The sequence below is a fragment of the Caldanaerobius fijiensis DSM 17918 genome, assembly GCF_900129075.1.
GTDB classification, from domain to species: domain Bacteria; phylum Bacillota; class Thermoanaerobacteria; order Thermoanaerobacterales; family Caldanaerobiaceae; genus Caldanaerobius; species Caldanaerobius fijiensis.
Genome location: NZ_FQVH01000015.1, coordinates 1 through 14,899, shown reverse-complemented (window position 1 = coordinate 14,899; position 14,899 = coordinate 1). Strand labels below are relative to the sequence as shown.

Annotated in this window: 9 protein-coding genes and 2 pseudogenes; 2 read left to right on the top strand and 9 right to left on the bottom strand. The window is 39.0% G+C overall.

The genetic code is table 11. The features are described from left to right. Nucleotide 1: 1 nt before the first annotated feature. The 5 genes and pseudogenes from BUB87_RS07415 to BUB87_RS07395 form a co-directional block, all read right to left on the bottom strand. A complete protein-coding gene (locus BUB87_RS07415) occupies nucleotides 2–1,882 on the bottom strand; it encodes an ABC transporter ATP-binding protein (protein WP_073343520.1) in 1,881 nt (626 codons plus the stop codon). After that, nucleotides 1,879–4,025, bottom strand: a pseudogene (locus BUB87_RS07410) (ABC transporter ATP-binding protein). The gene BUB87_RS07415 and the pseudogene BUB87_RS07410 overlap by 4 nt, the downstream one beginning before the upstream one ends. A 38-nt stretch (nucleotides 4,026–4,063) precedes the next feature. Beyond that, entirely contained in the window at nucleotides 4,064–4,504 is a 441-nt protein-coding gene (locus BUB87_RS07405) for a MarR family winged helix-turn-helix transcriptional regulator (protein WP_073343517.1), read from the bottom strand. A gap of 293 nt (nucleotides 4,505–4,797) precedes the next feature. Then, the gene (locus BUB87_RS07400; protein WP_073343515.1) at nucleotides 4,798–6,561 is read right to left on the bottom strand and encodes an alpha-glycosidase; all 1,764 of its coding nucleotides are present in this window, start codon (nucleotides 6,559–6,561) and stop codon (nucleotides 4,798–4,800) included. Nucleotides 6,562–6,604: 43 nt separating this feature from the next. Next, on the bottom strand, nucleotides 6,605–7,876 hold the full coding sequence (locus tag BUB87_RS07395) for an amidohydrolase family protein (protein ID WP_073343512.1): 1,272 nt from the start codon (nucleotides 7,874–7,876) through the stop codon (nucleotides 6,605–6,607). Between the two features lie 205 nt (nucleotides 7,877–8,081). On the opposite strand from BUB87_RS07395, the gene BUB87_RS07390 reads away from it, so the two are divergent. Both BUB87_RS07390 and BUB87_RS07385 read left to right on the top strand, forming a co-directional pair. Continuing rightward, nucleotides 8,082–8,537, top strand: a complete 456-nt coding sequence (locus tag BUB87_RS07390) for an ECF transporter S component (RefSeq protein WP_268761610.1) — start codon at nucleotides 8,082–8,084, stop codon at nucleotides 8,535–8,537. Next, nucleotides 8,521–9,255, top strand: a complete 735-nt coding sequence (locus BUB87_RS07385; RefSeq protein ID WP_073343510.1) for an AIR synthase related protein — start codon at nucleotides 8,521–8,523, stop codon at nucleotides 9,253–9,255. Before BUB87_RS07390 ends, BUB87_RS07385 begins: the two co-directional genes overlap by 17 nt. An 81-nt stretch (nucleotides 9,256–9,336) precedes the next feature. Here the strand turns inward: BUB87_RS07385 and BUB87_RS07380 are convergent, their stop codons facing one another. The 4 genes and pseudogenes from BUB87_RS07380 to BUB87_RS14370 all read right to left on the bottom strand — a co-directional run. Next, a complete protein-coding gene (locus BUB87_RS07380; RefSeq protein WP_073343507.1) occupies nucleotides 9,337–11,508 on the bottom strand; it encodes a GH92 family glycosyl hydrolase in 2,172 nt (723 codons plus the stop codon). After that, a complete protein-coding gene (locus tag BUB87_RS07375) occupies nucleotides 11,505–13,253 on the bottom strand; it encodes a DUF4838 domain-containing protein (RefSeq protein ID WP_073343504.1) in 1,749 nt (582 codons plus the stop codon). Before BUB87_RS07375 ends, BUB87_RS07380 begins: the two co-directional genes overlap by 4 nt. Nucleotides 13,254–13,316: 63 nt before the next feature. Beyond that, nucleotides 13,317–14,384 carry a uroporphyrinogen decarboxylase family protein gene (locus BUB87_RS07370; protein WP_073343502.1) on the bottom strand — a complete coding sequence of 356 codons (1,068 nt, stop codon included), beginning with the start codon at nucleotides 14,382–14,384 and terminating at the stop codon, nucleotides 13,317–13,319. A 38-nt stretch (nucleotides 14,385–14,422) separates the two neighbouring features. Then, nucleotides 14,423–14,899: pseudogene (locus tag BUB87_RS14370) on the bottom strand (hypothetical protein); the annotation flags it as partial.

Sequence of the window (14,899 nt, the reverse complement as noted above, 5' to 3'; positions counted from 1 at the left end):
TTCAGCTTGCCAGCTCATCTCCCTCAAACTGGCTGTTATAAAGGCTTGCATAAAATCCGCCTTTTGCAAGAAGCTCTTCATGGGTACCCTGTTCTACAATATCCCCATGGTTCATGACAAGTATCAAATCAGCATCGCGTATTGTAGACAGGCGGTGAGCAATTATAAAGCTTGTACGGCCCTTCATGAGATAGTCCATAGCCTTTTGTATTTGAACTTCAGTAAGGGTATCTACAGAGCTTGTAGCTTCATCAAGAATAAGGATTTTAGGGTCTTTGAGTATGGCTCTTGCTATAGTAAGTAGCTGCTTTTGACCCTGGGAAATATTTGTAGTCTCTTCATTTAATACCATATTATAACCACCGGGCAGTGTGTGTACAAAGCTGTCCACATGAGCAGCCTTTGCAGCTGCTATAACTTCTTCATCTGTTGCATCAAGGCGCCCATACCGTATATTTTCCATGATAGTACCGTTATAAAGCCATGTATCCTGTAAAACCATGCCAAACATCGAACGCAAATCCTCGCGGGTAAATTCCCTTATGTCGTGACCATCGATCAAAATTGCACCTTCATTCACATCATAGAAACGCATAAGAAGCTTAACTATGGTAGTTTTACCTGCACCGGTAGGACCTACAATCGCGACTTTTTGCCCCGGTTTAATATGAGCTGAAAAGTCATTAATTACGATTTTATCAGGATTATAGCCAAAATGAACATGTCTAAATTCAACACTGCCTTTAACAGTATCCAGTTTTACGGGATTGGGATTGTCCGGGGTTTCTTCTTCTTCATCTAAAAACTCGAATATACGCTCAGCACAGGCAGCAGTCTGTTGCAGTATATTGGAAATATTTGCAATCTGTGCAATTGGCTGTGTAAAAGAACGCACATATTGTATGAATGCCTGAATATCCCCGATTTCTATCGTCTTCTTGATTACAAGCCATCCTCCTAAAACCGTTACTGCAACATAGCCAAGGTTGCCTATAACGTTCATAATAGGCATCATCATACCTGTTAAAAACTGTGATTTCCATGCAACGGTATAAAGCATATCGTTTAATACGTTAAACTTCTCTATGCTCTTTTTCTCACCATTAAAGGCTTTAACTATATTATGACCGCCGTACATCTCCTCTACATGACCATTTACATGTCCTAAATAGTCCTGTTGTTCTTTAAAGTAAATTTGAGAATACTTTACTATGATAGTGACAAACAATGCAGATAGCGGGATTATACCCAGGGCGATAATTGTCATAAGCCAGCTTATGCTGAGCATCATAATCAATACCCCAACTATTGTGGTAACTGAAGTAATTATTTGAGTTAAACTCTGGTTAAGTGTCTGGCCTATGGTATCCACATCGTTTGTAATTCGAGACAACACCTCTCCCTGGTTGGTGCTCTCAAAATATCTTAAGGGCATACGGTTAATTTTTTCTGATATTTCTTTTCTGAACTGATAAGTAATCTTCATAGAAACGCCAGACATGATCCAGCCCTGTAAATAACCAAATAACGCACTTAGTAAATACAATCCCAGGAGAATCAAGACTATCCTTCCGATATAATCAAAATCTATGCCACTACCTGTTCCTGTAATCTTACTCATCACACCTTCAAAGATTTTTGTTATTGCCTTGCTTAATATCTTAGGACCTACTATGGAAAATGTAGCACTGGCTGCTGCAAATATAAACACAGCAATTATAGATAATTTATAAGCATTTAAATATCGTATCAACTTTTTCATAGTACCCTTGAAATCGCGGGCCTTTTCTCCTACCCGCATCATGCCGCCGGGACCGCGACCCATTCCAAAACCTCGTTGCCTGGGCATTTGTTTTTGCTGATTGCTATTTTGCTCGTTCATGCCAACTCCTCCTTTGATAGCTGTGATAGAGCTATCTCCCTATAAGTTTCGCATTTTTCCAGAAGCTCTTTATGCTTGCCTATACCTACAATCCTACCATCTTCCAGCACGATTATCTGATCTGCATGAGCGATGGTCGAAACGCGCTGCGAAACCATTAAAACTGTACTTGAACTGAGGCGCGTCTTTATTGCTTTTCTTAAAGCGGCTTCTGTCTTAAAATCAAGAGCAGAAAAACTTTCATCAAAAATGTATATTTCAGGCTTTTTCACAAGAGCACGAGCAATTGACAGTCTTTGCTTTTGACCACCTGATACGTTAGTTCCTCCCTGAGCAATCTCCGAATCAAATTGCTTTGGCTTTTCATTGATGAACTCCATTGCCTGAGCAATTTCGGCAGCCTCCATCACCTCTTCATCAGATGCATTTTCGTTTCCATACTTCAAATTGGATTTAATCGTACCGCTGAACAACCAGCTCTTCTGAGGTACATAACCTATTTTGCTGCGAAGCTCGTGCTGTGTCACATCTTTCACATTTACTCCATCGATTAGCACTTCACCGCTGGTTGCATCATAAAAACGAAGAATCAAATTGATTAGCGTCGTCTTACCCGAACCTGTCCGCCCTATAATGGCTGTCGTCTGTCCAGGCAATACTTTAAAACTTATATTTTTCAACGCATCTTCATCTGCACCAGGATATCTAAATGATACATTTCTGAACTCTATCGTCCCTGCCATATTTTCATCAAAGTGCTTTGGATTCTCCGGGTCTACAATAGAAGGTTCTGTCTCCAGAACTTCCGCAATACGCTGCGCAGACACAGAAGCCCTTGGGATCATGATAAATAGCATTGACAGCATCAAAAATGCAAAAATAATCTGTATTGCATATTGCATAAACGCCATCATATCTCCTACCTGCATACTGGAGTTTTGAATCTGATGGGCACCCACCCACACTATTAGAAGCGTAACCCCGTTCATGATGAGCATCATAGACGGAAACATGACAGCCATAGCGCGGTTTACAAAAAGTCCTATCTTTGTAATATCCGTATTGGCACTATCAAAGCGATCTTCTTCGAATTTTTGGTTATTAAAAGCTCTTATCACCATTATTCCCGAAAGATTTTCACGGGCAACCAGGTTAAGCCTGTCGATAAGCTTTTGCATAAGCATAAACTTTGGCATAGCGATTGAAAATAATACTGATATTAAACCTAACAGCACAATAACTGCCAGCGCTATAATCCATGACATTGATGTACTTTTGGCAAGAGCTCTAAATACTCCGCCAATGCCCATTATAGGTGCATAAAACACCATTCTCATCATTATAACCACAAGCATTTGAATCTGCATAATATCATTTGTAGTCCTCGTTATAAGAGAGGCTGTAGAAAACTTATCAAACTCGGCATTAGAGAAACTCTCCACTTTCGTAAACAAATATCTGCGCAAATCCCGGGCTAATCCTGCCGCTACCTTTGCTGCAAAAAAGCCAACCATAATCGTACTGGCAGCACTCAATAAAGTTATCAAAAGCATGATTATGCCAGTATTCATAATGTAGCTATTCTGAATTTTATCTGTATTTACGCCAAGTGCGACATACTCAGCTTTTACCGCATTGGTTGCAGCTTGTATCACCATATTGTCGCCTAAAGCTGTAAACTTTTTATTCATTTCATCTCTTAATTTTAAAAGTTGTTCCTCAGGCATTCTGGCTATGATTTGAAATAAGTCTACGTTCGCCGGTATCTTCTTGCCATTAAATTCAATAAATCCTTTTTTAGCGTTAGCTTTGGCTCTTTCAATGCCGGTAACAGCGAGAAATGCCTAGGATAATCCTTCATATATTTATCGTAGTCAACACTGGATTTATCTATCAATTTATAATCTTTTAAGACTTCGGCCCTCTCTTCCGGATTCATAAATAAGGTCAGCTTATCCATCTGACTTTTTCTAACGGCTTTTGGAACAGCATTTACTATGCCACCCTGCTGTATGCCTTTGTTTACAATATTTGACATATAATCAGGCAGTGAAAGGTCACTCATGGCCTGAACAAATATAAAAAGTATTGCCATAATGATCATAGCAGTATAGGGCTTCAAATATTTCGCCAATTTTAACATAATCACACCTTCTCCTCGCTAAGATCGATGTCAATTTATCACTCTTTTTGCCTCTCCAATACCTCTTTTAATGTATTTAAACCTTCAAATATTTTGTTAAGTTCTTCAGGAGTAGCTTTGTTTATTGCTTCTTCAAACCTCCTTTCTGCCTCACTAAAATACTTCTGAAAAGTTTTTTTAAAGTCTGGTGTTACCCTCACATAAACAACCCTTCTATCCTCGGTACTCCTTATCCTTTCAACTAAACCGTGCTTTTCCAGTCTGTCAATAATACCAGAAACAGTGCTATTTGACAACCCAAGCTTTTTACTTATATCACTTATCTTCATCTCCCCGTAATGGGTCAGTATACCCATTAGTATGCCCTGCGGCCCTGTTATATCCAAATCTTTACACTCATACTTCATTTTTTGCTTTATAATATACATTATCTGCTTTAACATTTTAAGTATTTTAATTCCATTGCTTACTTCTTCCATGGCTCATCACCAGTTCACAAACTTTTGTATTCAAATATTTTGCATCGAAATATTTAGTGTACGAACTATATTTTACTCTTGCCGCTATATTTTTGTCAAGTATCATCTTCAGCACCTCAATTCGCAATTTACAATATTTATAAACAATGGTGATAAATATTTAAGAGAAAGGAGCAGATTTAAGATCAGGCAATTTTCCTTTCAAATGGGAACAGATCCTTTCTATTCCCATCTGAAAGGAAAATATATTTTTTAGAAATGCTTTTTGCTACACAAAAGTACAATACTCTCATTCATTCCCGCCGCACGGATTCTGGGTTCACATCTGTTAAAACCACTGCTGAATAAGGCTGTAGAGCTATCGTAACCATTCCATCCTTTACATCATAATATTCTCCCTTTAAGAGATCCACAACCTTTCCTCCGCTTTCTAACGGCAATTTCAATGTATTATATAAGCCGCTGTTGTTTATAAGAACCCATATGCGCTCTTCTTTTCCCTCTCTTATATAGCCGTAAATGTTCTTCAGCGGATCTACATGCCATGTACGGTAAATAGAATTAGCAAGCCATGGAAAACTATGGCGTATACTTATGAGCTTTTTATATAAAGCATAAATATCTCTATCCTGTTTATCTTCCTCCCATATCATGGTCCTGCGGCAATCTGGGTCATTATCCCCTTCCATACCTATTTCATCCCCATAATATACCATCGGTATCCCAGGATACGTCATCTGAAAAACCACTGCCAGCATCAATTTTCTTTTATCCCCCTTACAAAGGGTCAAAAAGCGCGGCGTATCATGGCTATCAATGAGGTTAACAAGCCCTGATACAACTTCACTGGTATACATCATCCTCAATCGTGCCAGTTCACAGTCAAAGGCTTCTGCATCAATGGTGTTCTTTGCAAAAAACTTTACTACCAAATCCCTCCACGGATAGTTCATCACTGAATCAAATTGATCTCCTTCCAACCACTTCAAAGCGTCATGCCATACCTCTCCTAGAATAAACGCCTGCGGATTGATGTCTTTCACTATCTTCCTGAATTCTCTCCAAAAGGAGTGGTCTATCTCATTGGCAACATCCAGTCGCCAGCCATCTAAATTAACCTCTTTTGTCCAATACTTTATTACTCCAAGCAGGTATTCTCTGACTTCAGGATTATAGGTCATGAGCTTTGGCATTGTATACACACCATTGGCAAAGGTTTCATAATTGGGATTGGGACCTACTTTAACAGGGTAACTGTAAATATTGAACCATTGCCAGTATCTTGAACCAGGACCTTTAGATACAGCCTCTTTAAATGCCCAAAAGTCCTTGCCGCAGTGATTAAAAACGGCATCAAGAATTATTTTTATTCCGCGCTGATGCGCCTCATCCACCAACTGCCTTAAAGTGTCTAAATCTCCAAAAGCCTTATCTACCCTATAGTAATCTGTAGTATCGTATTTATGATTGGAAGGCGATTCAAAAATCGGTGTAAAGTAAATGGCATCAATACCCAGCTCTTTTAAATAATCAAGCTTTAACATTACGCCTTTTAAATCGCCGCCAAAAAAAGACTTACTGTCCGGAGCTTCGCCCCATTTTTTACAACCTGGAGGATCATTGTTTTTATCACCGTTATAAAACCTGTCCGGGAATATCTGATATATAACAGCACCTTTAGTCCATAAAGGCTCTTTAAACAAGTCTGCTTTGCATATATAAGGATATTGAAAATGACCCTCTAAAGGCCTAACTTCTGAGAATCCCCCTTCGGCATACCATATATGCTCATTTTCACCTTCCAGATAAAAAAAGTAGCGTATCCTCCTGGTGTCCGAATATATATCAACCTGAAAATAGTCATATAAAGTATCCCAGCAAACTTTCGTCATCTCTGCTACTTTTTCTGTGCCCGGCCCTGTATACCTATCGTCGTAGAGAACATAGCACCTCTTTAAGTCTCCCCTTTTTGCCTTTAAAATCAACCTTATTTCATTTTCACTTAATGGATATGCATAAGACCCTTCAGCCCTGTGATAAATTGCTTCTTTATGCAATATATTTATCCCCCTTCCTTTCAACCTTATTTTTTACAAAGCTTCAAAGCTTAAAAAAATCTTTTGGATTCTGGTACAATAGCCTTTGTGCGATGTCCAAGCATTGTCCCTCTTTTATATATCCCTTTTCCACTTTGTTAGCCAATGCCCTTGCAATGTTCTCTCTGGCGATGACCTGATGCCCGTACACACCTTCCACAAATATATAATCGCCACCAAAACCAAATATCTTGTTAGCTGGTATAGTGTCCAGCCACTCTTCCAATATGCGAACTGCATACTCTCTGGATATTATGTGGGCCCAGCACATGTCTGCGTAGACGTTAGGAAAATTCTTTACTATAGCTGATAATTCTCCGCCATAAGGATAACCAGCGTGAAAGATGTCAAATCTCGCCTGTGGGTAATCCATAAATAGGTTTATTAGATGGGATGGATTGGAATTTGTAATTACATTGCCGTTCCCTTCTTGGAGACCCGTATGTATCTGAATAGGCAAATCCATCTCACTGGCAATCTGTACCACTTTATGCATCATATAATCCTGCAGGGGCTTTGTCTGTATGCAAAATTCTGATCCGACGCCTCTGGCTGATAAAAGTTGATTAAATATGGCTTCAGCTTCTGAATAATCGGTCCGCTCATACCTCAATATCCTAGAATAAGCGAGGCCGGACTTAACAGCACATATATGATATTTTTCTTTATACTCTTTCATGGTATCTTCCAGCAGTCTCACCCACTGGTTCAAGCTGTTGATATAACGCCCATGTCTTTTTTCAAGAGCTGATATATCGTCGCTGGATTCCACGAAGATAAACTCATCAAACCTGACTGCTGGGCGATAAAACTCTTCGTCCAGCAAAAATGGATCCGGCCAGTATACATCGCATATGCTCAATTCGATATGAGACATATCTTTGAGGATGCGGCGGTATAAACCCGGTTTATTCATAGACACAATACGTGCGTTTAACTCCTGGTATGTAAAGTCGTTTATATCATCTACACCATATATGTCTTTCACCGCTATCAACAAACACTGGCAATAGGATGTATTTTTTGCCCTTTCCCAGTAGGGCTTAAAAATCCGCCACTTTTCATCAATGTCCAGCTGATTTCCCCTTAGCTTATCCATGTCTTCAACAGGCATTCCCGCTGATATTAGATCCGAAGAAGCATAGTGGGTCATAAAAAGTGAAAATAAATCCACACCTTTTTTCACCCTATGCTCTTCCATATCTAGGTGCTCATGGGTATCTATTATAGGTAACTTCTTTACCTCAGATAAGATATTTTCATAAAGCTTATCCATCAGAAATCCCCCTCCTTTCCTTAATTCAATATCCTAGCTAATCTTTCTCACAGTTACATTATACCATATTTAAAAAAATTGCTTTAAAAAATATATATATTGACATCACACTATGCATATGATAATTTCAATGAGGGTAAAGTTCCCGATTCAGTGTTTTATGCTTAAATCGGGAACTTATTAGAAAAATGTCAAGACCATTACATTGCTGGCAATGCTTATAGCTCTCAGCGCAGTAGGCGCTCTTATCAAGATTTTCAATACTGTGGCGTTTGACTCACTGCCTGGATATCTTGCAGCACTTTACCTAGGTGGAGGCTACGGCGCTACAGTAATAAGTCTGGGACATATGTTAACAGCTATTACGACAGGTTTCCCGCTTGGTATCACTAATCACATCTATATAGCAATTCAAATGGCAATATATGCATACTTATTCAGGCTTGCCTACAAAAAATTTAATATCTACATAGCTGTTGCTATCGGTACGGTACTAAATGGGCCTATTGCAACTCTTTTGATGGTTCCAGTATTTGGTTGGGGCTTCTTCGTCAGCTGGGTTCTACCATTGACCATAGGATCTTTCGTCAATGTACTGTTGGCAGGAATCCTTTACAAAATATTAATAAAGTGGGGAATAGTTTATGATAGAAAGGTATAGAGATACGCTGATCATGTATATTGGCAATGAAGCTATCATAGTTACTTGTGATAGCCTCGGTTCAATAGGCAATAAGAAATATGATAAATTACATGTTGACGAGGAAATAGTTGGAAGAATGACAGTAAAAGTAGCTCTATCTGAAGCACTATCTCTTGGTGCAAAACCTGTAATTATATCCGACACTATATCAAACGAAATGAATCCTACGGGTATAAAAATCATAAACGGTATTGAAAAGGAACTAAATGAAAATGGTTTAACGGACGTAATCTTAACAGGAAGCACTGAAGAAAACTTTGTTACACAGATGACAGCAATAGGAATAACTGTAATAAGCAAAGCAGACCGTTCAAAGCTCAAGATTAAAAAAGTTCGCAGTGGCATGCATATTGCGCTAATTGGATACCCGCGGGTAGGAAAAGAGGTAATCAATTATAATGATATACTGACATTGAAGGATTATATAAATATATCAAATACTCCTGATATTGTAGAAGCTGTGCCTGTTGGTTCTAAAGGGATAAAGTATGAATTATCTGTACTCGCTGAAATATATGGATATAGAATTGATATGGAAAATCATGGTTACTTTGATATGTCAAAATCTGGAGGTCCAGCCACATGTGCCATTATTGTATATGACAAGAAAAATGAAGACAATATAAAAAAAATTACGGATAAACCATTTACTTATTTAGGAAGATTTTTGGCATAGGTTGGTATTGAGACAAATAGACCAGGCATAAAAATTTTTGTTATGTCTTTTTGCCTGGTCTTTTCATTGTATAATACGCTCCTATATACCCCATGATTTATTGGGTCTTGGCCCCATATGGAATACCAGTGTGCCGCCATTGACAATATCTTCATGTTTAATCCACGGCTCATTTAAGGGTTTTCCATTTAATTCAGCGGACTGGATATATTTATTTTTACTGGAAACATTAATGGCTTTTATCGTAAAGACTTTATCGTTATCTATATGAATTTTTATTTCTTCGAATATCGGGCTTCCAATATCATAAACAGGCTTGCCCGGGCATACCGGATAAAAACCCATGGCAGAAAATACAAACCATGACGACATAGCACCACCATCTTCATCACCGCATATGCCCAGCGGACCATCGCCATACCATATATCCATTATTTTTCTCACTATGCGCTGCGTTTTCCATGGCTGACCTGCATAGTTGTACAGATAAGGGATGTGAAAACTTGGTTCATTCCCCTGGGCATACTGGCCAATTAAACCTGTAGAGTCCGGGAACTGTCCCAAAAACCTGTATTTAGGCCCATCATATTGTTCTGTAAATAAGGCATCCAATCGCTCAGCGAATTTTTCTTTACCGCCCATAAGGTCTATGAGGCCATCGATATCGTGTTGCACGTGAAATGTATATATCCAGGAATTACATTCTGTAGTATAATCCCTTCCACCTAATCCTCCACCTAATTTGGGATCAAAATCTTTAACCCATTCGCCATGGGCATTCTTTGGAGCCATAAACCCTATCCGCTCATTGTACAGATTCTTATAATTTTGAGCCCGTTTTGCAAAATACCTATAATCTTCTTCCTTATTTAATGCTTTCGCCATTTGAGCTACGCACCAATCGTCATAAGACCATTCTAATGTAACAGACACGGCCTGTCGCCTTTCAAAGGGATGGACCTCTTTTACCGTTTCTTCCTCTCCTTTATCCAACGCCGGGAAAAAGCCCTTTTCAAGATATACCTTATCAAGCTCTGTAAGCGGACCCTTCCTCCACGGCAATTTGGTGCACTCCATGGCATTCTTTTTCATGGCTTCATAAGCTTTTTCTACATCAAAATCCCTATAGCCTTTCATATATGCGTCTAATATAAAAGCCGCTGCGTGATTGCCTATCATTACATCCAGGTCTCTTTCCAGATGAGGAAAAGTCGGTAACCATCCTGTGTTCTCATAAATGTGTAAGTACGAACGTATCATGTCCATCTGCCTTCTGGAGTCTATAAGCAATTGCAGTGGATGCATGCAGCGATAGGTATCCCATATCCCATCATTTACGTAAAAATCGTGACCTTCGCAGTCATGAACCTTTTTGTCGTAATTGCTGTAATACCTGCCATACTCTGTCACATTAACCATGCGACTCATGGCTCTATAAAGCGCGGTATAAAATATAGTGCGTTGCTTTTCTGTTCCACCCTTAACTTCTATGGCTTTTAATGCGTTATTCCATATATCTCTGGCCTGACTTTTGATACTCTCAAAATCCCAATCCGGTATCTCTGTCACAAGATTTCGGTGTGCCTGATCTACATCTATATAGGACAACCCTACTTTTACTTCAATACAATCTTTATCTGATGTTTCATACTTTGCGGCAAATCCTGTTTTTTCGGCCTCAAGCTTAAATGCTTTTTGTTGAACAATTTCTTGCCTTCCCTCTTTATATACACTATATCCTTCAAACGGCCTGGAAAATTCCATGTATATATAACGCTTCATACCATTTAATATGCAATATCCTTTTACTACCCTGAAATCTGTGACCTCAAGTTCACCAGCATCCAGTGCACTGATAAGTATGTTAGAATTCGCAGAAGCCGGAAACGTAAATCGGTAATATATGGCATGATATGTAACGGTGTACTCAACAGTAATATCATAATCTTCCAGTAAAACCGAATAATAATATGGCGTCGCTGTTTCAAAATCATGATCAAATGACGATGCGCATTTTGAAGGTTGAATCTCATCACAATTTACTGTAGGCATAATAGTGCATGCCCCTACAGGAAAACCATATATTTTATCAGCTAAGTATACATCCGTTATCCCTGGAGTAAAAACAGGTGACACTTGAACCATACTGTGGGGAAGCATGACAGTTGGTGATGTTGCCGTCAGTAAATGTCCAATAGATCCTATATATGGCTTAACATAATCGACAGGATCTTTATTGACATCGTCTTTCATATAACACACTCCTTTCCTTTTTCCATTATTCGCTGAGACTCTTCAAGGGATTGTCCTTCTTTTATTTGTGTAATTCCAGCTTTCTTGATCTTTGCAAAAAAGCTCTTAACTAATTCAGCCCTGTTAGGATAATAACCTGGCGTTGTAGATAATTTTACATATTCTATTGGCAATCTAGCAATGCGCACTCTTTCAAGTATCTCATCGTTATCAGCCAACATTTCTGCCCTGTCGAATAATTCTTCAGCTTTTTCCAGAATATCTTTTGATAAATACTTACTTGTCGGTGGATCAAAAATACCCACGTGTATATTCTCATCTACAACTTTTCTATGCAACATATCGATATATTGCCTTATAGGCGCTGCAGCACTGCCGTAATATCCGATTAAAAATTCATTTATTGCAAGGTCAACATCATAATCGGGATTCCACAGCAGCTTAGCCAGCACATATGCTCTAAGTTCTGCAAACTCGCCTTTTCCGCCCTGTGAATAGTTACCTTCCTCAAAAATTCCCTTTACATTATTTTTTATCATAAATTTTATATTGGGTTGGAGTACATACAAGTTCGGGAAAGGCATTATATAATGCGCGAAATTTGTCACATAGTCCCACACATACAACCTATCAGTAATCTTAGCCCATTCCTGTAAATCCTTTGCAAAAGAAGAGCCCTCCTCCACCCTATCCCTAAATGGATAACTGACAGCGTCACATTCCTCAAATGGATGAGAAAAACAGGATTCTATACTGCAAAGCCTTATAATAACATTCTTTCTCGGTCGAACGTATTTCGGTGGCTTTCTTGTATACTGGTACGCCAATGTATCTATTAATTTATCCGGATAGTCTTTTTCTATCTCTTCAGCAATCCGGTTGACAAAGTAAAGCAAAGTACCGCTGTGGCTTCCTTCTCGTTCATCTATTTCTCTACAGTTTTTACACTGACAAGGGTTATACCAATCGTTCTGGGATACCGAAAATATTTTTGCATCCGGTTCTTTTTCAATCCATTCTCTAACTCTATCAAGAGCAATTTTGAAAACATCCTCGTTAGTCAAACAAAGCTGGGTATGTTCAGAAATGCGTTTACCATTAACCTCAGAAAAATATTCTGGATGTGTATCAAAATACTCCGATACAGGTACCAATTCATTGAATGTGTGTACAAAGTGGGTTGAATATTTCATCTTGTTACCGTGTTTTTCTTCTAATCTTCCAAAACTGCTGTTACATTTATTCCTGGCACACCAATCTCCATCGAAAGCATCAAAATAGAATGGTTCCCTATATTCTAGTACCGGAATTTGTTCGATATCAATCTCTGGGATCTCAATTATTTTCCTTTTGGGTATAGAACTTACTTTTGAACTTAGCCATCGGCAACCAAGATAATCTTCAAGGAAAGTATACACTCCATATAGGGTTCCCCTAAGTTTTCCACCAGCAATGATTAAATTGCTGTTCACTGTTTTAATTATAAAGCCCTCATCACCGAGTTTTAGCCAGTCTATATCAAGCCCTAGTTGAGATAGATGTTTGTTATTGCCCAGTATGATTTCGTTTTCCCTCTTTTCACACGAATCTTTCACTATAGGTATACATACGCCGGATATCTCTTTTATAAAATGCTGTAATTCCTCACTGGCATATCTCTCAGATGGTGATGCATCATCTCCTATGACTATCCGCCAGCCAGTACAGCCATCATTAACAAGCAATTTCTTCTCTTTTAAGCTCATATTCATCCTCCCCCCTTATATTTTTATTATTAAGGCTTTTAGCCTAATAAGTAGCTAAAAGCCTTAATATTTTCCCATTTCCTTAGCCAATTCTACTATATGCCTGAAATCCTCAAGGCTAACCGTATCAGGCACCGAGTGATCAGAGGAGAAAATATACCCTCCAGACTCCTTCAATACAGGCACTTTTTCTTTTATCTCAGCCTCTATAGCCTCTCTATCATTCCACAGTACCGCATTGATGCCTCCGTGTAAGACCAGGTCCTTGCCATACTTTTTCTTTAATTCTATTGTATCCACACCCGCTTTGACCTCCAGAGGATTTAGCGCATCAAGGCCAATATCTATCAGCTCGGGTATAAATGGCCTGATATCACCACATGAGTGCAGGTGTGCTTTGATTCCTTTGCTGTGAGCCCAATCAATAGCTTTTTTGTGGATAGGTTTTAGTAGATTCCTGTAGGTATTGACGGAGAAAAATTGGTTGTTTTTATAGCCCATATCATCTGGCCAGAATACGCTGTCAAAGTGATAACCAGCATCCCATACCATATCCAATAGAGCAAGATTGACATCCAGGAAATGGTTGAACATGTCAATACACCACTCAGGATCCTCTATAAGCGCTATCAATAGCCTTTCTGTGCCCACTGTCCATGAATGCGTTACATCAAAGCCAAACCACAAACCGGCCTGTATCCAGTACCCCTCTTCTCTCCACTTTTTATAATTAGCTTGAAGATAGTCCCACGGAATCCTATCCCTAGAGGGCACCATCCGCTCTTTGGCCTCTTTCCAGCTTATTCTGTCTTTTATCCTGAAATCCAAAAACTCTGGAGTAGATGTGATATGTTTCCAACTTTTTAAAGTAGCACCCCACGACGTTGTATATATTTTATACTCATCAGTTTCTTCAATAATTTTGGCTTCATATCGCGGACTGTTATCTACACTTATATGAGCAACTCGATCCAGATCAAAAAATTCCACAAAGCTTACGCCTTCAGGCATCCCCTCCCTATGCCATCTTTCAATGGTAGTCTCCCATGGATCATCAATAATAGGTATCCTGTCAGCTTCTTTGTGCTCAAACATGCGCGAAAACCTTTCATGAGAAGTCATTTTATACATACAAAAGTCCCCCTTTACTTTTATAAAATAATTATACGTTAACATATATTGGTTAACAAGAGGTATAATGAAATAATGTGTGAACCTCTCTCTTCATGCCTTCTCTTCTTGTTGTATCTGTACCTCTCTGCTATCTCTCCTATCTCCTTATCTTCCGCCCGTGCCCTTATATTCACTGCACCCACATGGTCCGCATCATCTTCATATCCGCAGCATATGCATTTGAATTTCACCGCAAGGGTTATTTCCTTCTTCACGGCATGTTCATAAGACCTCAAAACACGGTTCAGGGCCTTCCTGCCTTGTAGCATCCTGTTGATATTGCTTATCTTCTCCCTTAATCTCTGCTTCTTTTCTTCAGATGTCTCTTTCTTCAGTCTTTTTCTGTATTTCCGCATCAACGCTCTCAACTTGCTCCTGTTGCTCAATTTGGGCAATACCGTTTTATCGTACTTCTCTATCATCTGCTTGAAACTGCCGTACGTTTTGTTCTCCGATGTGTGCAGCAGTTCCGT